The sequence below is a fragment of the Pseudomonas sp. P7759 genome (genome assembly GCF_013386445.1).
GTDB lineage: Bacteria > Pseudomonadota > Gammaproteobacteria > Pseudomonadales > Pseudomonadaceae > Aquipseudomonas > Aquipseudomonas azotoformans_A.
On the sequence record NZ_JACART010000022.1, the window covers coordinates 1 to 21,508 of the forward strand.

18 protein-coding genes are annotated in these 21,508 nt (G+C 61.7%); 10 read left to right on the forward strand and 8 right to left on the reverse strand.

Annotated elements, in window-relative coordinates:
- Positions 1 to 206: 206 nt before the first annotated feature.
- Together aroA and HX823_RS18595 are read left to right on the forward strand one after the other, a co-directional pair.
- Positions 207 to 1,463 (forward strand): 3-phosphoshikimate 1-carboxyvinyltransferase, encoded by a 1,257-nt coding sequence (gene aroA / locus HX823_RS18590; protein WP_177075919.1) that lies wholly within the window; start codon positions 207 to 209, stop codon positions 1,461 to 1,463.
- Positions 1,464 to 1,495: 32 nt separating this feature from the next.
- Complete coding sequence (locus HX823_RS18595; RefSeq protein WP_177075922.1) at positions 1,496 to 1,885, forward strand: hypothetical protein; 390 nt, start codon at positions 1,496 to 1,498, stop codon at positions 1,883 to 1,885.
- Position 1,886: 1 nt separating this feature from the next.
- Here the strand turns inward: HX823_RS18595 and HX823_RS18600 are convergent, their stop codons facing one another.
- Positions 1,887 to 2,486: an NAD(P)H-dependent oxidoreductase gene (locus HX823_RS18600; RefSeq protein WP_177075923.1), complete on the reverse strand. Its 600-nt coding sequence runs from the start codon at positions 2,484 to 2,486 to the stop codon at positions 1,887 to 1,889.
- A 69-nt stretch (positions 2,487 to 2,555) separates the two neighbouring features.
- Between HX823_RS18600 and HX823_RS18605 the strand changes: the two genes are divergently transcribed.
- Both HX823_RS18605 and HX823_RS18610 read left to right on the forward strand, forming a co-directional pair.
- A complete protein-coding gene (locus HX823_RS18605; protein WP_038850161.1) occupies positions 2,556 to 3,149 on the forward strand; it encodes a TetR/AcrR family transcriptional regulator in 594 nt (197 codons plus the stop codon).
- A gap of 111 nt (positions 3,150 to 3,260) precedes the next feature.
- Positions 3,261 to 3,638, forward strand: coding sequence for a hypothetical protein (locus HX823_RS18610; RefSeq protein ID WP_177075925.1), 378 nt, complete (start codon positions 3,261 to 3,263; stop codon positions 3,636 to 3,638).
- Between the two features lie 20 nt (positions 3,639 to 3,658).
- Here the strand turns inward: HX823_RS18610 and HX823_RS18615 are convergent, their stop codons facing one another.
- Together HX823_RS18615 and HX823_RS18620 are read right to left on the reverse strand one after the other, a co-directional pair.
- Positions 3,659 to 4,327, reverse strand: coding sequence for a GNAT family N-acetyltransferase (locus HX823_RS18615; protein ID WP_177075927.1), 669 nt, complete (start codon positions 4,325 to 4,327; stop codon positions 3,659 to 3,661).
- Between the two features lie 20 nt (positions 4,328 to 4,347).
- Positions 4,348 to 5,256, reverse strand: coding sequence for a LysR family transcriptional regulator (locus HX823_RS18620; RefSeq protein ID WP_177075929.1), 909 nt, complete (start codon positions 5,254 to 5,256; stop codon positions 4,348 to 4,350).
- A 112-nt stretch (positions 5,257 to 5,368) separates the two neighbouring features.
- Between HX823_RS18620 and HX823_RS18625 the strand changes: the two genes are divergently transcribed.
- From HX823_RS18625 to HX823_RS18635, 3 genes are all read left to right on the forward strand, one after another.
- Complete coding sequence (locus HX823_RS18625; protein WP_177075931.1) at positions 5,369 to 6,583, forward strand: MFS transporter; 1,215 nt, start codon at positions 5,369 to 5,371, stop codon at positions 6,581 to 6,583.
- Between the two features lie 82 nt (positions 6,584 to 6,665).
- Positions 6,666 to 7,517, forward strand: coding sequence for a CAP domain-containing protein (locus HX823_RS18630; RefSeq protein ID WP_038850168.1), 852 nt, complete (start codon positions 6,666 to 6,668; stop codon positions 7,515 to 7,517).
- Positions 7,518 to 7,669: 152 nt separating this feature from the next.
- The gene (locus tag HX823_RS18635) at positions 7,670 to 9,859 is read left to right on the forward strand and encodes a GAF domain-containing protein (protein ID WP_177075933.1); all 2,190 of its coding nucleotides are present in this window, start codon (positions 7,670 to 7,672) and stop codon (positions 9,857 to 9,859) included.
- A gap of 3 nt (positions 9,860 to 9,862) precedes the next feature.
- Here the strand turns inward: HX823_RS18635 and HX823_RS18640 are convergent, their stop codons facing one another.
- Genes HX823_RS18640 through HX823_RS18655 form a run of 4 tightly spaced genes read right to left on the reverse strand, consistent with a single transcriptional unit; the run spans position 9,863 to position 18,672 of the window.
- Positions 9,863 to 11,029 (reverse strand): diguanylate cyclase, encoded by a 1,167-nt coding sequence (locus HX823_RS18640; protein WP_038850172.1) that lies wholly within the window; start codon positions 11,027 to 11,029, stop codon positions 9,863 to 9,865.
- Positions 11,030 to 11,080: 51 nt separating this feature from the next.
- The gene (gene glgB, locus HX823_RS18645; protein ID WP_038850174.1) at positions 11,081 to 13,318 is read right to left on the reverse strand and encodes a 1,4-alpha-glucan branching protein GlgB; all 2,238 of its coding nucleotides are present in this window, start codon (positions 13,316 to 13,318) and stop codon (positions 11,081 to 11,083) included.
- Complete coding sequence (gene treS / locus HX823_RS18650; protein WP_177075935.1) at positions 13,315 to 16,662, reverse strand: maltose alpha-D-glucosyltransferase; 3,348 nt, start codon at positions 16,660 to 16,662, stop codon at positions 13,315 to 13,317. The genes glgB and treS overlap by 4 nt, the downstream gene beginning before the upstream one ends.
- A 30-nt stretch (positions 16,663 to 16,692) precedes the next feature.
- Positions 16,693 to 18,672, reverse strand: a complete 1,980-nt coding sequence (locus HX823_RS18655; protein ID WP_177075937.1) for an alpha-1,4-glucan--maltose-1-phosphate maltosyltransferase — start codon at positions 18,670 to 18,672, stop codon at positions 16,693 to 16,695.
- A gap of 204 nt (positions 18,673 to 18,876) precedes the next feature.
- Here HX823_RS18655 and HX823_RS18660 point away from each other — a divergent pair, with 204 nt between their 5' ends.
- The gene (locus HX823_RS18660) at positions 18,877 to 19,053 is read left to right on the forward strand and encodes a hypothetical protein (protein WP_177075939.1); all 177 of its coding nucleotides are present in this window, start codon (positions 18,877 to 18,879) and stop codon (positions 19,051 to 19,053) included.
- Here the strand turns inward: HX823_RS18660 and HX823_RS18665 are convergent.
- Entirely contained in the window at positions 19,031 to 19,522 is a 492-nt protein-coding gene (locus tag HX823_RS18665) for an MgtC/SapB family protein (protein ID WP_012723945.1), read from the reverse strand. The two genes, HX823_RS18660 and HX823_RS18665, sit on opposite strands and share 23 nt — an antisense overlap.
- 135 nt (positions 19,523 to 19,657) lie before the next feature.
- On the opposite strand from HX823_RS18665, the gene HX823_RS18670 reads away from it, so the two are divergent.
- Together HX823_RS18670 and ccoG are read left to right on the forward strand one after the other, a co-directional pair.
- A complete protein-coding gene (locus tag HX823_RS18670) occupies positions 19,658 to 19,897 on the forward strand; it encodes a DUF3203 family protein (protein WP_033901481.1) in 240 nt (79 codons plus the stop codon).
- Positions 19,898 to 20,081: 184 nt separating this feature from the next.
- Positions 20,082 to 21,491, forward strand: a complete 1,410-nt coding sequence (ccoG, locus tag HX823_RS18675; protein WP_038850182.1) for a cytochrome c oxidase accessory protein CcoG — start codon at positions 20,082 to 20,084, stop codon at positions 21,489 to 21,491.
- Positions 21,492 to 21,508: the final 17 nt, after the last annotated feature.

The window sequence follows — 21,508 nt, forward strand, 5'->3', positions numbered from 1 at the left end:
CGAGTGTTGGGGCAAGAGCCCTTTGCTTACTTTGGGGCTTTTCCAAAGTGAGCCGCCGTAAGGGCGGAACCCTAAGCAGCCGTTACCGAAGAAACGGATATGTACCCCAACCCCCACATTCCACCCCAAGCTCGACAAGCACCACCCCTATACCCGATTATTCAACTCCGCCCGCCGCCCGTGCCATGAATCAGGAGCCCTGTACCTTGAGTTCGCAGAAAACCGTGACCGTCACCCCGCCCAACGTCCCCCTCAATGGCAAGGTCGCGCCCCCCGGCTCCAAATCCATTACCAACCGCGCCCTGCTGCTCGCCGCCCTGGCCAAAGGCACCAGCCGCCTCAGCGGCGCGCTCAAGAGCGACGACACCCGCCACATGTCCGTGGCCCTGCGCCAAATGGGCGTGACCATCGACGAACCCGACGACACCACCTTCGTCGTCACCGGCCAAGGCAAACTGCAACTGCCGCCACAGCCACTGTTCCTCGGCAACGCCGGCACCGCCATGCGCTTCCTCACCGCTGCCGTGGCCACCGTGGAAGGCATCGTGGTGCTGGACGGCGATGACTACATGCAAAAACGCCCGATCGCCCCGCTGCTGGCAACCCTCGGCCAGAACGGCATCCCGGTCGACAGCCCCACCGGTTGCCCGCCGGTCACCGTACACGGCGTCGGCAAGATTAAGGCCAAGCGTTTCGAAATCGACGGCGGCCTGTCCAGCCAGTACGTATCGGCCCTGCTGATGCTCGCCGCCTGCGGCGAAGCGCCGATTGAAGTGGCGCTGACCGGCAAGGACATCGGTGCCCGTGGCTACGTGGACCTGACCCTGGACTGCATGCGCGCCTTCGGTGCTCAGGTCGAGGCGGTTGACGACACCACCTGGCGCGTGGCCCCCACCGGCTACACCGCCCACGACTACCTGATCGAACCCGACGCCTCCGCCGCCACCTACCTGTGGGCCGCTGAGGTGTTGACCGGTGGCCGCATCGACATCGGTGTAGCCGCGCAGGATTTCACCCAGCCGGACGCCAAGGCCCAGGCCGTGATCGCGCAGTTCCCCAACATGCAGGCCACGGTGGTCGGCTCGCAGATGCAGGACGCCATCCCGACCTTGGCGGTGCTTGCGGCGTTCAACAACACCCCAGTGCGTTTCACCGAACTGGCCAACCTGCGGGTCAAGGAATGTGATCGCGTACAGGCCCTGCACGACGGCCTCAACGAGATCCGCCCTGGCCTGGCGACCATCGAAGGCGACGACCTGCTGGTAGCCAGCGACCCGGCCCTGGCCGGCACGGCCTGCAACGCGTTGATCGACACCCACGCCGACCACCGCATCGCCATGTGCTTTGCCCTGGCCGGGCTGAAAGTCTCGGGGATACGCATCCAGGACCCCGACTGCGTGGCCAAGACCTATCCTGACTACTGGAAGGCCCTGGGCAGTCTTGGGGTTCAGTTGAGCTACTGAGGGCTCGGCGTCGGAATGGGGAGGCAAAGCACATGACCATCCGCCAACCCTGCCCACCCGGCGCCTGCGTCTGCGATCGCGAACAACTGCTGCAAGCGCCGGGCGCCGACCTGCGTATCCTCAACCTCTCGCGGCAAGAAGAAAAGAAACTGCTCGACCGCCTTGAACACCTCAAGAGCCTGCAAGACCTGGAGCGCATGCAGCAGCTGATGTACCAGCAATTGGGCATCCGTGTGCATGTCGCGCCCGGCCACACCGAGGTCAAGAGCATGCGGGGAATCCAGATCGTCATCGACGAGCTGCCGGGCCTGTGCCGCAAGACCCGCCAATCGATCCCGGCCGCGATCCGTCGAGGCCTGGAGAATCAGCCGGAAATCGCTTACCGCCTGTTGGACGCCCACGATTTGTTTCGCGAAGGTTGAATCAACCGGCGACTGTTTGCGTTTCGAACAGCCCCTCGCCCAAGGCCCTGGCCTTTTCCAGGTGCGCCTGCGCCCCGCCGCTTTCCGAATCCAGCAACAGCGCTGACGTGACCACTTGTGCGCCGCAGTAATCGAAGATTCCGTAGTCAATTTGCGTGCGCATGGACTTGGCGTAGCCATGTCGATCAAACGCGTCGTCATCGGCAGCGCCCAGGGCCAGCAGATGGACCTGCAAGTGGCGCAATTTCTTCACCACCGGAGTATCGGGGCCGTAATCGATGGCCCAACCGTTGATGAACACGCGGTCGATCCAGCCCTTGAGCAGGCCGGGCATGGACCACCAGTAGATCGGGAATACCAGCACCAGCGCGTCGGCACGGTCGATACGGGCCTGTTCAGCCAGTACGTCGGCTGGCGGCGTGGCGCGCGTGTGGTGTACCCGATGGTCGGCGGCGTTGTAGCGCGGGTCGAACCCTTCGGCAGCGAGGTCGGCGATTTCGAAGGTGTGGCCCGACGCAGCGAGGCCGGCGGCGACCTGGGCGGCCACGCTGTGGGTGAGGGATTGCGGGTCGTGATGAGCAACAACGATGTGTGCGTGCATGACATTGACTCCCTGAGAGGTTACGCTGGACTTAAGTTACGATTAGTAAGTTACTTTTGGTATATAAGCATGTCAAGCACAGCGTCCCCAGCTCCTCGTCGTCGCCTGTCCCGCGAAGATCGCCTGCGTCAACTGCTGGACGTGGCCTGGCAACTGGTGCGCGATGAGGGTACCGAAGCCCTGACCCTAGGCCGCCTGGCCGAGTTAGCGGGCGTGACCAAGCCGGTGGTCTATGACCATTTCGTCACCCGCGCCGGGTTGCTGGCCGCGTTGTATGAGGACTTCGATGCGCGTCAGGACCAGGTCTTTGCCAGCGCCATCGCAGCCAGCAGCGCAACCCTTGATGACCGGGCCTGGGTGATCGCCTCTTCCTATGTGGATTGCGTGTTGTTGCAGGGTCGGGAAATCCCGGGGGTGATTGCAGCCCTCAGCAGTTCGCCGGAACTGGAGGCCCTCAAGCGCCAGTACGAGGCGATCTTCCTCGACAAATGCCGTGACGCGCTGTCGCCCTTTGGCCGCCTCTCCCAGGCAGGGCTGCGCGGCATGCTGGGGGCGGCGGAGGCACTGTCCCAGGCCGCAGCCAGTGGCGAGATCAGTCGCGAAGAGGCACAGCAGGAGTTGCTGGCGACCATCCTGGCGATGGTCAATCGCGGCCGCGTTTAAATAATTTCTGACAGGGCAGGAATAAACCGGCGCGGCGGGTGTTTACCTGAGTACGGCGTGTGAATACAGCACAACGCCAGTACTCAAACCTATAAATACCAGGAGTTCGTCATGCTGAAAAAATTCTCCCTCGCGGCTGCCGTCGTCATCGCCTGCGCCTCCTCCATGGCCTTCGCTGCCCCGGCCAAGGTGGCCGACAGTGCCAAGGGTAAAGTGCTGGTGGACAGCAAGGGCATGACCCTCTACACCTTCGCCAAAGACAGCACCGGCAAATCCGCGTGCAACGGCCAGTGCCTGGCCAACTGGCCGGCGTTTACCGCCTCGGCGGCAGCGAAGGATGCGGACGGCTACACCGTGATCACCCGTGACGACGGCAGCAAACAATGGGCCTACAAGGGCCAGGCGCTGTACACCTGGGTCAAGGACAGCAAGCCGGGCGACATCACCGGTGACGGCGTTGGCGGTAACTGGAACCTGGCCAAGCCATAAGGTCAGTGCGGGGCTGCCGTTCAGCCCCGCTTCTGTACGAACATCTGCACCTTGCGCGCCAGTTGATCAAGGTGCCGATCCCGTTGCTTCTCGGCATCCACCATGGCGCGCTTGCCGTGCTTTTGCAGCAAGTAGGTATGAATCTGCCGCACCTCCAATGAGCGGTAGATCGCCGCCACATCCAGCACGCCCATCAAACCCTCCGTTCCGTAATCCCGCGTATTCATCAGTACCTGGGTGCCGCGCGCGCCGCGCACTTGGAAGCCCATGCCTTCGAACGCCGGCACCTTCTCCACTGAACACGCCAACTCCGCATGGGGATAACGACTCAGTACGTCGCCCATCATTGCGCGTGCCACACCCTGGCGCCGGTAGCCGACCTGCACCGCCATGAACGCGATACCGCAGGCTTCGGGATCGTCCTTCACCGGCAGGTACAGGCAAAAGCCGATCAGCTTGTCCTCTTCCATCGCCACCACCAACTCGACGGCAATGCCCTTGGCGCCATTCAGCGCTTCCAGGTACAGGTGCACCTCAAAGCCAATGGCGTACTGGTAGATGTTGTACAGCAGGTTGCTCGGCGGTAGCGCCACGCTGCTGATGTAGGTGAGGTTGTCGACCACCATCTGCAGGATCTGAGCGTTGATGGGCTCGGGGCACGGCGTGGTGTAGCGGGTAAGGCTGAACATGCAAATTCCTGGGTTTAGCGTCAAGGCAGCGGCGATTGTACCTGTTGCAGCGCGCACACCTCACGCAAACATCCGCGCAACCAGCGATGGGCCAGGTCGGCATCCAGCCTGGGGTGCCAGAGCATCGACACGCTGAAGGTGGGCAATGCCAACGGCAATGCAAAGCTGTGCAGGCCCGCGCGTTGGTGGGTCGTGTAGCGTTCGGGCACGCTGGCGATCAGGTCGGTATTGCGGGCCAAGGCGATGGCGGTGGCGAAACCGGCGACCACGGTATTGATCTGTCGCGTGAGGCCCTGAGCTTGAAGTAAGTCATCGATCTGGCCCCGGTCCTGGCCGCGCCGGGACACGTAGACGTGCTGGCCTGCGGCGTAACGTTCAACGCTGACCTCACCCTGGCTGAGGGGATGGCCACTGCGCACCACACCGACCAGGCGATCGCGAAACAGCGCCTGGGTCAGCACTTCCGGGCTGGCGGTGGGGTCGACCACGCCGGTTTCCAGGTCGACGCTGCCCTCACGCAGCAAGGTGCTGTCCTTATCGTTTTTATTGATGAAACGCAGGCGCACGCCGGGTGCGTCCTCAGCGATGCGGGCCAGCAGCGCCGGGCCGAAGTTTTCGACGAACTCTTCGCTGGTGCGCAGGGTGAAGGTACGCGCCACCTGGGCCATGTCCAGGGATTGCGCGGGACGCAGCACCGCATTGGCCTCCTGCACCAAGCGGCTGACCTGCTCACGCAACGCCACCGCCCTGGGGGTGGGCACCAGGCCGCGACCGGCGCGCACCAGCAAGGGATCGCCGGTGGTCTCGCGCAATCGGGCCAGCGCACGGCTCATGGCCGAAGGGCTCAGGCGCAGGCGTTTGGCCGCAGCCGCGACACTGCCTTCGGCGAGCAGCACATCCAGGGTGATCAGCAGATTGAGATCGGGCATCAGCACTCCTTATAAGGCGTTGCATGCATCTATTAACTGCAACTCATGCGTCTTCCGCCATGTTAGGCGACGCCGTAGATTTGTGACAATTGCCTTTACTCAAGGAGTGTCCATGTCTACCCCTTCACGCGGCAGCCTCATCAGCCTGTCCCTGTCCATGCTGCTCGCCTCGCTGGGCACCAGCATTGCCAACGTCGGCCTGCCCAGCCTGGCGCAGGCGTTTGATGCGTCTTTCCACGCGGTACAGTGGGTGGTGCTGGCTTACCTGTTGGCGATCACAGCAGTGATTGTGAGTGCCGGACGCCTGGGCGACCGGTTCGGACGGCGGCGGTTGTTGCTCGCCGGGTTGCTGTTGTTCTCCGTGGCATGCGGGCTGTGCGGCATGGCGCCGTCTCTGGCATGGCTGGTTGCAGCACGCGTCCTGCAAGGCCTGGGTGCGGCCGTGATGATGGCGATGGCCCTGGGCATGGTCGGTGACACCGTCACTCAAGAGCGTACCGGCCGCGTGATGGGTTTGTTGGGCACGATGTCGGCCGTCGGTACCGCGATGGGCCCCAGTGTCGGCGGTGTATTGCTGAGTATGTGGGGCTGGCGCGCGATTTTCCTGATTGGCATGCCATTGGGAGGGGTGGCCATCGCCCTTGCCTACCGCTACCTACCCGTTGATCGGCCCCACGTGGCATCCGCCGCCGACTCGAGTGTCTGGACATCATTAAAAAATACGTCGTTGCGCACCGGCCTGGTCATGAGTGCCCTGGTCGCCGCCGTGATCATGGCCACTTTTGTGGTGGGGCCGTTCTATTTGTCGCGAGGACTGGGGCTCGATCCCGAGTGGATGGGCCTGGTCATGGCGGTCGGGCCCTGCGTCGCGGCCATCAGCGGTGTACCGGCCGGCAGGCTCACCGACCGCCTCGGCAGCCAACGCATGACCCTCTCCGGCCTGGGCCTGATGGCCGGTGGCGCGCTGCTGTTGGCCTTCGCTTCAGGCCTGTTCGCCTACCTGGGTGCTCTGGTGATCCTGACCACCGGCTACAGCCTGTTCCAGGCCGCCAACAACACCGCCGTGATGAGCGATGTGGCGAGTGCGCGACGTGGCACGGTTTCGGGCCTGTTGAACCTGTCACGCAACCTCGGGCTGATTGTCGGCGCCTGGGCATTGGGGGCGGTATTCGCCTGGGCCAGCCCGGATGTCACCCGCGCCCTCCCCCAATCCATTGCCTATGGCCTGCACGCAACGTTCGGCGTCGCACTGGCCATGATCCTGCTGGCATGCGTGATGGCATGGCGCCGCTTCAGTGCCTTCACCCCCCTGCAGAACACCCATTGAGGCAAAAAAACAAAAAAAGGCGTTGCACCAGACCGGGTTACATCGCGCATCATGGGCACTTTCAAGCTCAAGGGTAACGTCCATGCGCGTTCTGTCATTGATGATGGGTCTTACGACGCTGGCCGCCACTACGGTGTTCTGCGCCAGCGCGATGGCGAATGAAGAAAGTCAGTTGGTACAACAGATCAACCAATACCGCAGCCAGGTGCAACGTTGCGGCGACCAGGGGTCCCAGGAACTGCCGCCATTGGCCAGCGATACGCGGCTGGTGCTGCCGGCCACCAACGTTGGCGACCTGCAGCAGGCGCTGGCGCGGGCTGCGTACCCGATGGTCAACGTGCAGGCCATCAGCCTGTCCGGGCCCAAGGATGCCGGGGCGGCCATGAAGGCCGTGCGTGAAAGCTTCTGCCGCGTGGTGCTGGACCCGCAATTTGTCGATATCGGCGTGAGTAACAGCGGCCAGGACTGGCGCATCGTGCTTGCCCGCCCGCTACTCACCAGTGGCCTGGGCGATTGGCAGACCGAAGGCAAGCAACTGCTCAACCTGATCAACACCGCGCGTTCACAGCCGCGCCAGTGCGGCACCCAGGCATTCACGGCTACTACGCCTTTGTCCTGGAATGACGACCTGGCCGGCGCAGCCAACAGCCACACGCGCAACATGGCCAACGGCAACTTCTTCGATCACCTCGACCACGACGGCCGCACCCCTGGGGATCGCGCCGAACTGGCCGGGTATATCGCGAAGAACATCGGCGAAAACATCGCCGCCGGCCTGGACACGCCACGCAAGGTTGTCGACGGTTGGCTTGCCAGTCCGGGCCATTGCGCCAACTTGATGAACCCGCAATTTCGTGAGCTGGGCGCGGCGTATGCCATGGACCCGAAGAGCGATGCCGGGATTTATTGGACAGGGGTTTTCGGCGCGCAATAAAAGAATCTGCAAATCTATCCAAATGGATAGTGCAGCTAATTGCTATCACCGCGATAATCCCGCTGAACTGCCAGCGGGCATTCCGGTCTGTTGCTTGTTGGGCCGCCCCTTTCAGGCGTTAAACAGACCGTTGCAAACAAGGTGTTTTGGCAATGATGAATTGGCTGCAAAGCAGCAGCGACATGGCTGAGCGGGTTCGCCAGCATGATTGGGCAAGTACGCCCCTGGGGCCGCTGGAGCAGTGGCCGGATGTGCTCAAGACCACCGTCGCCTTGTGTTTTGCGTCGAGCTTCCCACAATCAATCATTTGGGGGCCTCACCTGACCACGTTGTACAACGACGCGTTCATTCCGATCCTGGGAGACAAGCCCTTTGCATTGGGTCGTCCATTCAGTGAGGTGTGGCGTGAAGTCTGGGACGACGTGAGCCCCATCGCCAATGCGGCGTTTGAGGGGCATGCCACTTATATCGAGAATTTTCCCCTGCTGATCGAGCGCGGCGCTGGCCTCGAACAAGCCTATTTCACCTTTTGCTATAGCCCTATCCGCGACCCCGAGGGTAAGGTCGTGGGCATGCTGGACACCGTCACCGAAACCACCGCCACCGTGTTCCTCAACCGCCGCCTGGCGGTGCTGGACGCGGTGGGCAGCGCCGTGGCCAATGCCACTGACGCCGAAAGCATCATGTCCACCACCACGCGCCTGCTGGCCGAACACTTGCAGGTATCCAATTGCGCCTATGCCGACATGGATGCCGATGAAGATGGCTTTACCATTCGCGGCAACTGGGCGGCGCCGGGCTCGCCGAGCATCGTCGGGCACTACAGCCTGGCGTCGTTCGGCGCGCGGGCCGTGCAGCAGCTACGTGCCGGAGAACCGCTGGTGGTGCAGGACAACCGCGTCGAGTTCCCACCGCAGGAAGCCGCCAGTTATCAGGCCTTGGGCGCCTTGGCGACCGTGTGCTTTCCGCTGATCAAGGACGGTCGCCTCACCGCCTTGATGGCGGTGCACCACAAGACAGCGCGAATCTGGTCGCCCTATGACCTGGCCTTGGTCGGGGAAGTCACCGAGCGTTCCTGGGCGCATATCGAGCGGGTCCGCGCCGACGCCGCCGTACGCGAGGGCCTGGCCGCCTTCACGGAGCTGAACGCCACCCTGGAACAGCGGGTGCAGGAGCGCACCCATGCCCTCACCCAGGCCGAGGCCGCGCTGCGCCAGTCCCAGAAGCTCGAAGCCATCGGCCAATTGACCGGCGGCGTGGCCCATGACTTCAACAACCTGTTGACCATCATCCGCTCGTCGGTTGACTTCCTGCGCCAACCGGGGCTGTCCGAAGAGCGTCGTCAACGCTATATGAGCGCGGTGTCCGACACCGTCGAGCGCGCGAGCAAACTCACCAGCCAACTGCTCGCCTTCGCCCGACGCCAACCGCTCAACCCGGAAGTCTTCGATGCAGGCCTGCGGGTCAAGAACATCGGCGAGATGCTCGAAAGCGTCACCGGCGCGCGCATCCGCGTGCAGGTGCAATTGCCCGACCGTCCATGCCATATACGCGTCGACGCCAGCCAGTTTGAAACCGCGCTGATCAATATCGCCCTGAATGCCCGAGACGCCATGGACGGGCAAGGCACCCTAAGCTTGCGCGTGGCCACGGTGGACGCGATGCCGCGCATCCGTGGCGATGAGGAAAGCCGCCAGCCCTTTGTCAGCATCGCCCTGGCCGATACCGGCAGTGGCATTCCCGGCGAGACGTTCGAACGCATTTTCGAGCCGTTCTTTACCACCAAAGCCGTGGGCAAAGGTACTGGGCTGGGGTTATCCCAGGTATTTGGCTTTGCCAAGCAGTCTGGTGGCAACGTCGATGTGGCCAGCGCACTGGAACGAGGCACTGTATTTACCTTGTACCTGCCGGAGGTGGCGGCGCAGGTAATAGCCCAAGAACAAAGCCTGCAAGATCCCTTGCCGGTCCAGGACATAGCGCTGCGCCATATCCTGATCGTGGAAGACAACCTCGAAGTGGGCCGCTTCGCCAACCAGATCCTGCAGGACCTGGGATACCGCACCACTTGGGCCACCGATGCGGAACAGGCGCTCGCATTAGCCGGCGCGGATGCCATGGCGTTTGACGGGGTGTTTTCCGATGTGGTGATGCCCGGCATGACCGGCATGACCGGCGTGGCCATGGCCAAGGTGCTGCGCCAACGGCGCTCGGATTTGCCGGTGGTGCTCACCTCCGGCTACAGCGAGGAACTGGCCGAGAGTGGTTATGAAGGGTTCGAGTTCCTGCCCAAGCCCTACTCCGCCGACCAGGTCGCACGGGCACTCGCCAGAGCGATGCCCTGAGTCCTACTCCGCCACCGCCACCTGATTGCGCCCCTGGGCCTTGGCCCGGTACAGCGCCTTGTCGGCGGTGTTCATCAGGCCATGCAGGTCTTGGTCCTGAGTATGGGTGGACGCCACGCCAAGGCTGGCGGTCAAGCCATGCACCGGCTCGGCGGCCAGGCCCGAGATGGCCTTGATCAACTGCTCGGCAATGTCCCGTGCGGTTTCCAGTGACGTATTGGGCAGCAACACCGCAAACTCCTCGCCGCCCAGGCGCCCATACACGTCGGCCTGACGGAACGAGGCACTGATCACCCCGCCAATCTGGCGCAGCACCTGGTCACCGGCCTGGTGGCCATAGGTGTCGTTGATTTCCTTGAAGTGATCCATGTCCATCATCAGCGCACACAAAGGTTGCTGATTGTGACGGCACTGCGCGTACAGCAACTGGGCATGTTCGAAGAAGGCACGGCGGTTCATCAGGCCGGTGAGTTCGTCGGTCTGTGCGGCGCGGGTGGAAATATTGTGGGCACGTTCCATCTGGCGAGTCAGGCGGAAGGCCTTTTCCAAGGCATCCGACAGTTTGCGCGTGGCACTCACCACAAAAGTGGAAAACACCAGGACCGCAATGGCCACGCCCACTTGCATCGAGGACGGCTGGAACAGCAGCCACAACGTGCACGGCAACAGCACCACGGCCATGGAGGCCAGCGTCATGTAGCGATAAGCCGAGTAGCAGGACACCGCGCTGACCGACATGCCCACGGTAAACAGCATGACCAACACCTGAGACAACCGATCATCGGTGGGCATGACCGCCAAGGCGCCCAGCCCCCAGGTTGCGGCAGACAGCATCAACGTGACCCAGTAGCGGCGCTCCCACCGATCTGGCGTGCGCTCGGCATTGGGGCAGCGGAACCACTCCATGAACATCTTGATGCGAAACAGGGACGTCGCTGCCAATACCACCAGCCAGACCAGAATGACCTGATGGTCGAACCGGTCCCAGCACAGCCAGCACAGCATCACCGCGGCCAGGTAACTACCGAAAATCGCGGCAAATGACTGTCGGAACAGCTGGTGCAAACGATCGGTTCGCACCTGCTCCTCTATAAAGCAATCCTGGTCCTGCCCACGCCCAAGGCCATTCATGAAATTCGCCTGATCCGACTGCCACGACAAAGGCGCCATTGTGGCACCCTGCCACTAGCGCGGACAACAGAATCCAGCACGGTAGAGCCTTTAAAGCGGTTCCGGTCGTAAAATCAGCACGCCAAGCGGCGGCAAATTCAACGACAGCGACACGGCCTGTCCATGATGTGGCTCATCCTGGGTAAACACCTCGCCCCCGTTACCGTAATTGGAACCTGCATACATATCGGCATCACTGTTGATCACTTCGCTCCAACGCCCGCTGAAAGGCACACCGACTTTATAGCCCTCACGCGGCACCGGAGTGAAATTGGCGACCACCAGAACCGGCTTGCCGTCTTTGCTCCAACGTAGCCAAGCGTAGACGCTGTTGATCGCATCGTCACCGATCAGCCACTGGAAGCCTTGGGGCGCGTCGTCCTGTTCATGCAGGGCCGGTTCTTCGCGGTATAGACGGTTCAGGTCACCTACCAGCTTCTGCACGCCTTTGTGCTCGGCGTACTGCAGCAGGTACCAATCCAGTTGCTGATCATGGTTCCACTCGCGCCATTGGCCGAATTCGCAGCCCATGAACAACAGTTTTTTGCCGGGATGCATCCACATGAACGCCAGGTAAGCCCGCAGGTTGGCAAACTTCTGCCAACGGTCGCCAGGCATCTTGTCGATCAGCGAATGTTTGCCGTGCACCACTTCATCATGGGAGATCGGCAGGATGAAACGCTCGGACCAGGCATACACCAGGCCAAAACTCAGCTCGTTGTGGTGATGGGCGCGGTACACCGGGTCCTGCTGGATGTAATGCAGGGAATCGTGCATCCAGCCCATGTTCCATTTGTAGTTGAAACCCAGGCCGCCCTGCTGGGTCGGCTGGCTGACGCCGGGCCAGGCGGTGGATTCTTCGGCGATCACCAGCGCGCCGGGCGCCTCGATGGCGACCACATCGTTGAGGTGACGCAAAAAGTCGATGGCTTCGAGGTTTTCTCGGCCGCCATGGCGATTGGGCACCCATTCGCCGGCTTTGCGTGAATAGTCGCGGTAGAGCATCGAGGCCACGGCATCCACGCGCAGGCCGTCGATGTGGAAGTGTTTGAGCCAGTGCAAGGCCGAGGCCAGCATGAAGCCATGCACTTCGGTGCGGCCCAGGTTGTAGATCAGCGTGTCCCAATCCTGATGGAAACCTTCCAGCGGGTTGGCGTACTCGTACAGCGCCGTGCCGTCGAATTGCGCCAGGCCGTGGGTGTCGGTAGGGAAATGCGCCGGCACCCAGTCGAGGATCACGCCGATATCCGCCTGGTGCAGCGCGTTTACGAAATAGGCGAAATCCTGCGGCGAACCGAAGCGTGCCGTCGGGGCGAATTGTGACAAGGCCTGATAGCCCCAGGAGCCGCCGAACGGGTGTTCCATGATCGGCATCAGTTCAATGTGAGTGAAGCCCAGCTGCTGCACGTAAGGAATCAGGCGCTCGGCCAATTCGCGCCAGTTGTACTGACGCGCTACTTCGCCCGCCTCGTCCAGCTCGGCCTGCCAGGAACCCACGTGCAGTTCATAGATCGACAGCGGCGCGGTGGTCTTCTGCTTCTCGACCCGCGACTGCATCCATTCGTGGTCTTGCCAATCCACCTGCAACGGCTCGGCAACCTTCGAAGCCGTGTCCGGCGGCAATTGAGTCGCCAGCGCCACTGGGTCAGCCTTGAGCGGCAGGATCCCATTGGCGCCGAGCACTTCGTATTTGTAGGCCGCGCCCGGTTGCAGGCGTGGGATAAAGATCTCCCACACGCCAGAAGGATGGCGCAGGCGCATCGGATGCCGGCGCCCGTCCCAGATATTGAAATCGCCCACCACCGACACGCGTCGCGCATTCGGTGCCCATACGGCAAAGCGCACACCTTGCACGCCGTCGACGCTGGTCACCTGGGCACCCAGGCAACTGCCGAGGTCGCGGTGATTGCCTTCGGCGAACAGGTACAGGTCCATTTCACCCAGCAACAGTTGCTGGAAGCTGTAAGGGTCTTCGGTGATCTGCTCGCCCCCGGCCCACTGGATTTTCAGCAGGTACGCCTGGCGCGTGTGGAAGTGCCCGACAAACAGGCCCGGCACCTGGCTCGCCTCGAGGCTGCCGATCTGTTCGCCGCTGTCGCGCGCCAACACCTGGACACTCAAGGCCTCCGGCAGAAATGCACGGATAAACTGGCCGCCGTGATCATCATCGTGTGGCCCAAGAATCGAGAAAGGGTCGTGATGTTCGGCGCGTACCAGCGCTTCGACGTCCTTGGACGCCGGCAATGCAGTCAGTTTCGCTTGCAGCGGTTCTTTATGTGTAAAGCTCATGACGTCTCCCCACCGCGTGCAGTTTTAGATATAGGTGCAAGCCCACTCAACAGTCCGTGCAACCCTTGCAGGGGCACCGGCAACCAAGTCGGACGGTTCTCTGCTTCGTAGGCCACTTCGTACGCGGCCTTCTCCAGGCTGAACAACGTCAGCGCAGCGTCCTGGCCTTTGGCATCCTGCCAGTCATGCGCCAGTGTAGACGTAGCTGACTGATAAGCCTGGATAAATGCCTGGCGTGCTTCTTTCAGATAACGATCGGTTACACGTTTACGGGATACCGCCGCTTCGGGCGAGTGATCCACCCCTTGCACATTCAAGGCCATGGCCGCTGCGTAGTCGAAGGAGCGCAACACGCCGCTCACATCTTTATACGGGCTGTGCTTGCCCCGTCGTTCGTGCAAGGGCCGCGCAGGTTCGCCTTCAAAATCGATCAAGTAGGCGTCGCCTTTCACCACCAGCACCTGGCCCAGGTGCAAGTCACCATGCACCCGAATGCGCAACCCGCCCGCCGTGGCTTTTGCCAAGGCCTGTACATGACTGGCGATGGCTTTTTTCTGCGCCAGCAAATCACTGACCAGCGCTTGATCGGCCGGGTTCAATTGGCTTTGATGAAGTTTGAGCAACTGCAACGCGCGGTCCAGCTGCGCGCCGACGTCCTTGGCCCAGGCCTGGGTGTCCTTGGCGCTGGTGACCTCCGGTTTGAAGTCGTTGTTGGTGGTCTTGGCGCCGAGCACCCGGTGCATTTCGCCCAGGCGCTGGCCGAGCAGACCGGCAAAGTCCGCCAGCTCGCCAAGGGCATTGTAATGCTGCTCCTGCTCGGAGATGGCTTCAGCCAGCTCGTCGCGGATCGCGCGTTCCAGGTTGTTCTGGGTCCAGCTCCAGGCGTCTCCCTGGTTGCTCAAATAGCCTTGGGCAATCATCAGCAGGTTGTCCTGCCCTTCGGCGTCGTGGCGCACCATCGAGCCCAGCAGCGGCGAGATGTTGGGATAGCCGGCTTCCGTCAGGTAGGCGCTCATTTCCAGTTCCGGGTGCACGCCGGAAGCGACTTTGCGGATCAGTTTGAGCACCAGACTTTCACCCACCACCACCGAGCTGTTGGACTGCTCGGCCGACAGGTAGCGCACTTCGGACTCATCCGTCAGTTGCAGCTTGGTCAGGTGCGGCGTGGCGGCAAAGCGCAGCTCGCCTTCGTTGGTGCTGAGCACGGTGCCCGCCTGCAAACCCTGAATGACCGCGCGGATAAAGTGTTCGAGGCTGAAGGCATCGGTGACCAACCCCACCTGGCGCACCCGCCTTACGCGGGCCAACGCCAGCTGTTGCGGCAAGGCACTGGTGAACTGGTCTTCACCGAGAAAACCCAACGGCAGCTGATAACGGCTGACCTGACCACCGGCTGTCACTTCAAGCTCGCTGAGCAACACCGGATGCTGGGGATCGCCAAAGCGCGCGCCGTAGGCGATCCGTACGCTGTCGATGGCAGTGTCCTTGCCGGCGAACCAGCGCCGCTTGGGCAGCCAGGCCGGCAGCACCGTCTGTTCCAGGGAGGTGCGGCACGGTTCGTCCAGCAGTTCTTCCATGCGCTTTTTCAAAACCAATGTGGTGAAGTCCGGCATGCTCTGGGCGGGCTCCACGTGCCAGCTGGGCATCTGGTTTTCCGCCGCCAGCACAAACCAATAAAAGCCATAAGGCGCCAGGGTCAGCAGGAAATTCAGCTGGCCGATAGGTGGGAAAGCATTACCGCCCAACATCTCCACCGGCACCATGCCGGCGAATGCCGACAGGTCCAGCTCGGCCGCCTGGGCACTGCGCGACACGTTGGCCACGCAGAGGATGATCTCGCTGCGCCCATCTTCGCCGGTGAATTCACGGGTATAGGCCAGGATGCGGCGGTTGCTCGGTGAGAGCATTTTCAAGCTGCCACGGCCAAACGCCTTGGATTGCTTGCGCACCGCCAGCATGCGCCGGGTCCAGTTCAGCAGCGAATGCGGGTCCTGGGCCTGGGTTTCGACATTCACCGATTGATAGCCGTATTGCGGGTCCATGATCGGCGGCAGTACCAGGCTGGCCGGATCGGCGCGGGAAAAGCCGCCGTTGCGGTCGATGGACCATTGCATAGGGGTACGCACGCCATCGCGGTCGCCGAGGTAGATGTTATCGCCCATGCCGATCTCATCGCCGTAGTACAGGGTCGGCGTGCCAGGCATCGACAGCAACAGGCTGTTGAGCAACTCCACACGACGACGATCACGCTCCATCAACGGCGCAAGACGGCGACGAATGCCCAGATTGATCCGCGCGCGACGGTCAGCGGCGTAGTAGTTCCACAGGTAGTCGCGCTCCTTGTCGGTGACCATTTCCAGGGTCAGTTCATCGTGGTTGCGCAGGAAGATCGCCCATTGGCAGTTGGCCGGAATCTCCGGGGTCTGCCGTAGGATATCGGTGATCGGGAAGCGATCTTCCTGGGCCAGGGCCATGTACATGCGCGGCATCAGCGGGAAGTGGAAGGCCATGTGGCACTCATCGCCGTCGTCGCCCTTTTTGTCACCAAAGTAGAGCTGGGTGTCTTCCGGCCACTGGTTGGCTTCGGCCAATAGCATGCGGTCCGGGTAATGCGCGTCGATCTCGGCGCGGATCTGCTTGAGCACGTCGTGGGTTTCAGGCAGGTTTTCGTTGTTGGTGCCGTCGCGCTCGATCAGGTACGGGATGGCGTCGAGGCGCAGGCCGTCGATGCCCATGTCCAGCCAGTAGCGCATCACCGACAACACGGCTTTCATCACCTGGGGGTTGTCGAAGTTGAGGTCGGGCTGGTGGGAATAGAAACGGTGCCAGAAGTATTGGCCGGCGACCGGGTCCCAGGTCCAGTTGGACTTTTCGGTGTCGAGAAAGATGATGCGCGTGCCGTCGTATTTCTGGTCATCATCCGACCATACGTAGAAATCCCGCGCCGCCGAGCCGGGCTTGGCCTTGCGCGCGCGCTGGAACCAGGGGTGCTGGTCAGAGGTGTGGTTGATCACCAGCTCGGTGATCACCCGCAGCCCGCGCTTGTGCGCCTCGGCAATAAAGCGCTTGGCGTCGGCCAGGGTCCCGTAGTCGCTGTGTACACCACGGTATTCGGCAATGTCATAGCCGTCGTCGCGACGTGGCGAGGGGTAGAACGGCAATAGCCAAATGGTGTTTACACCCAGGTCCGCGATGTAGTCGAGCTTGGCGATCAGGCCGGGAAAATCACCGATGCCGTCGTTATTGGAGTCGAAATAGGATTTGACGTGAACCTGGTAAATCACCGCGTCCTTGTACCAGAGCGGGTCTTTGATGAAGGTGGCAGCGTTGGGTTTCTTCGCCATTGGAAACTCCTGGAAAATGCATCGGAAGGTTCAAGACGATGGGGTGATGCGCCAAATGCCAAACGGCATCTGCGGCTCCAGCCGTGTCCACTGGGTCTTGCCGTACCAGGTCCAGCGATGGCCGTTCATCAGGTCTTCACCTTGGGTCTGGGCATCGTCCGGCAGCCCCAATTCCCACAATGGCAACTCAAAGTTGGCTTCCTGAGCGTTATAAGGATCCAGGTTCACCGCCACCAGAATGAAGTTGCTGCCATCTTCGCTGCGCTTGCCGAAATACAGGATGTTGTCGTTCCAGGCGTTGTACAGCTTGAGCCCAAGATGTGTTTGCAGCGCCGGGTTCTGCCGGCGGATGCGGTTGAGCTGGGCGATCTCGGCAATGATGTTGCCGGGCGCAGTGAAGTCCCGTGGGCGGATCTCGTATTTCTCCGAGTCCAGGTATTCCTCTTTGCCCGGCACCGGCGCCGACTCGCAGAGTTCGAAGCCTGAATACATGCCCCACAGGCCCGAGCCCATGGTGGCCAGCGCGGCACGGATCAAGAAGCCAGGGCGGCCGGAGTCGTGCAGGAAGGCCGGGTTGATGTCCGGCGTATTGACGAAGAAATTCGGCCGGTAGCATTCGCGCCACGGCGACTCGTTCAGCTGGGTCAGGTATTCGCTCAACTCAGCCTTGGTATTGCGCCAAGTGAAATAGGTGTAGCTCTGTGAATAGCCGACCTTGCCCAGGCGCGCCATCATCGCCGGTGTGGTGAAGGCCTCGGCCAGGAAGATCACGTCCGGGTACTTGGACCGCACATCGCTGATCAGCCATTGCCAGAACGGCAGCGGCTTGGTGTGGGGGTTGTCGACGCGAAAGGTCTTCACGCCCTCTTCCACCCAACCCACGACGATGTCGCGCAACTCGGTCCACAGGCTGGGGATGGCGTCCGCCGCATAGAAGTCGACGTTGACGATGTCCTGGTACTTCTTCGGCGGGTTCTCCGCGTATTTGATCGTGCCGTCCGGGCGCCAGTTGAACCAGCCCGGATGCTCCTTGAGCCATGGATGGTCCTGGGAACACTGGATGGCGAAGTCCAGGGCGATTTCCAGGCCATGCTCGGCGGCGGCCTGGACTAGGCGGCGGAAATCATCGCGGCTGCCCAGTTGCGGGTGAATCGCTTCATGGCCGCCGTCCTCGCTGCCGATGGCATAGGGGCTGCCCGGATCATCGGGGCCGGCGGTCAGGGAATTGTTCTTGCCTTTGCGGTGGCTGCGGCCGATGGGGTGGATCGGCGGGAAGTACAGCACGTCAAAACCCATGTCATGGATCATCGACAAGCGTGAATGCACGTCATTAAAGGTGCCGTGACGCGCCGGATCTTCAGTGATCGAGCGCGGGAACAGCTCATACCAGCTGGCAAACAGCGCCGCCTCGCGCTCCACATCAATCGGGTAGACGGTGCTGATGCTCAGGTAGGCGCGGTGATCGGCCTGGGTCATCAGGTGTGCACTGTCTTCGTGCAAAAACAGCGCAACCTGCTCGGTTTCCAGCAGGCCGGAGAGTTCATGGTGCAACAACATGAGGCGGTCACGCAGCTCGTTGTCACTGCGCTCGGCGGCCAGTAGCACCAGGCTGCGGCCTTCCTGCAATTCCAGGCTGACCGGCACGCCGGCCTCATGCTTCTTGCGCAACTCATAGCAAAAGCTGGCGAAGGTATCGATCCAGGCTTCGATGCAGTATTCGTGAGGGCCTTGCTGGGCCACAGTAAACGCGCCTTCCCAGCCGTTGTTGCCCACGTCGGTCATGACCACGCTGTGCCAGCTTTCGTCTTGCAGCGGGCGCCAGCGGATCAGCACGGCGAGCTTGTCATGGCCGTCGGCAAACACTTTGCTGGTGACATTGACCCGCTGGCCGACCACGGCCTTGACGGCAAATTCGCCGCCATCAATCACGGGGGTGGTGCTTTCGATTGCGATCCTGGGCAGCAACAGTGCCTGGGACAGTGGTAACAAGGAGTCTGTTTCAGCAGTCATCGAGCATCTTCCCCTTACGCCCTGTGGACGCTCTTTGCTTGATCCGAATTCTGAGGCGGCCGGGCTCTTCCTGAGCAAAGCCGTAATAGGTCCGAGCCTGGGCTCCGGTTAAAAGTTCAGCTGGATGTGCCGCCATCGGGCGGGGAATCAATTCGCCTCGGCGGCTGTCCACCGATAGAGCAAAGCACAAAGGAGGCCACACCGATGAATATCCCGATCCCGGCGGAAACGCCGGACCCGAATATCGATAAACCCACCCTGCCGCCGACCGAACCGGAACCGATTCCGGAAAAAGAACCGCCTGAAAACGAACCGCCACCGGTGGAAGAACCGCCGACGACCATGCCGCCCGTGATCGTCAGTCCTTCTCAAAACGCTTGACGATCTTTGGCATCACGCTGAACACCGCCAGCGCCAGCAAGGTACTCAGCACCGCTGTCGATTCCCGGCCCAACCCGGCCGAGACCCCAATCGCAGCGGTCATCCACAAGCCGGCGGCGGTGGTCAGGCCTTTGACGTGGCCCTCTTCATCATCCTTGCCCTTGATAATCGTACCGGCGCCCAAGAAGCCGATCCCGGCAATCACGCCCTGCACCACCCGGCTCATGGCGTCCGCCTGATTACCGGACATTTGCGGCACCATCACAAACAAGGCAGCGCCCAGCGCCACCAGCATATGGGTGCGCACCCCGGCGGCCTTGCCCTTGCTCTCTCGCTCAAAGCCGAGAATGCCGCCCAGGATCGCGGCGATCAGCAGGCGCACGGTAATCTGGGTGAGCTGCTTGGCGTCGCCAATGTCGGCGAATTCAGCCTGCAGGGTTTGCCACACTTCATGCCACCACGCGTCCATCTGGGCTGTCCTTTATCTGGGTTGGTAAAGGGTGGACAGCGACGACCGCCAGTCAGTTGCCTGGAACCCTGTCACATCGCTACCCCCTAACGCTCATAGCCCTAGAACTCTTAGCCTATAAATCAGGAGAACGGCATGCCCATTCGTATCGAAAACCAACTGTGCTACTTCATGCTCGATGACAACGGACAGGAACAGAGCGTGCCAGCGACCCGGGTCAATATTGTTACCGACCTCGACAAGTCCATGTCCTACGTGGAGTTGGCCGCTGAACGGATCTATATCACCGAGGCCGAGGCCGACGCCCTGACAGTGGCCGGTGCCCACGACGGGCGCCAGCATGTGAAGGCCGAAGAACCTGGTTCGCTGATTTAATTGATCTGTGTCAGCGCCCTCGAAATAACGCTGCACCCCTGGCGCCATGGGGTGCAGCACATTGTCGCAGCGGGCACTCACCGCCCCATCTGATCCGCTTTTTATCGTCATACCTGAGTCTGTTATGCAAACAGCGCGACGCGCATAGTTCATCCGCCTGATGGAGGCTGATGAGCGAACGACCATGAGCGAACACATTCCAACCGTGGAAATCTTTGAGCCCACACACCCAAAGAAGGTGAAGGCGAAATCCAGCGACAACCTGATTCATACCCGCAGTTTCACCGGCCTGTTCCGTACCTTACGCGTGAGCGGTGCAGCCTTCCTGTTCCTGGCGTTTTTCGGCACCGTGTGGCTGAACTGGGACGATCGGCAGGCCGTACTGTGGGACCTGGCTGAAAGCAAATTCCATATCTTTGGCGCAACCTTCTGGCCGCAGGACTTCATCCTGTTGTCGGCGCTGTTGATCATCTGCGCCTTCGGCCTGTTTGCGATCACCGTGTTTGCCGGCCGTGTGTGGTGCGGCTACACCTGCCCGCAAAGCTCGTTTACCTGGCTGTTCATGTGGTGCGAAAAAGTCACCGAAGGCGAACGCAACCAGCGCATCAAGCTGCAAGCGGCGCCCTGGAGCCTGAACAAACTGGCGCGACGCTCGGCCAAGCACACCTTGTGGCTGGGCATCAGCGTGCTGACGGGGCTGACCTTTGTCGGTTATTTCACGCCGATCCGCCCCTTGGCGGCTGAACTGTTGACCTGGCAGATGGGCGGCGTCAGTTTGTTCTGGGTGCTGTTTTTTACCGGCGCCACCTACATCAACGCCGGCTGGCTGCGCGAAGCGGTGTGCATGCACATGTGCCCGTATGCGCGGTTCCAGAGCGTGATGTTCGACAAGGACACCCTGACCATTTCCTACGACGTGGCCCGTGGCGAAAGCCGTGGCCCGCGCAAACGTGACGTCAAACCCGCCGACGTCGGCCTGGGTGACTGCATCGACTGCCAGCTGTGCGTGCAGGTCTGCCCCACCGGCATCGACATCCGCGATGGCCTGCAAATGGAGTGCATCGGCTGCGCAGCGTGCATCGACGCCTGCGATTCGATCATGGACAAAATGGGCTACCCGCGTGGCCTGGTGAGCTACACCAGCGAACATCAACTGCAAGGCGGCAAGACGCACCTGCTAAGGCCGCGCCTGATCGGCTACAGTGCCGTGCTGCTGGTGATGATTGCTGCGTTGGTGGTGGCGCTGGTGGAACGGCCGATGGTGTCGCTGGACGTAACCAAGGACCGTGGCATGTTCCGCGAGAATGCCCAGGGTTTGATCGAAAACATCTACAGCCTCAAAGTGATCAACAAGACCCAGCAGCGCCAAGACTATCGCCTGGAACTGGTGGACGCCGACGGCTTCCAGTTGCAAGGCAAGACCGAGATCAGCCTGGCGCCGGGGGAAATCAGCGATGTGCCGGTGTCGGTGGCATTGCTGGCGGATAAACCGGCGAGCAGTTCGCAGACCTTGCGTTTCAAAGTCTCGGACGTGGATGAGCCGGGGATCTACAGCATTGCCGACAGCCGCTTTGTGGCGCCGTTGAACCGATAAAAACACTCACACTGACT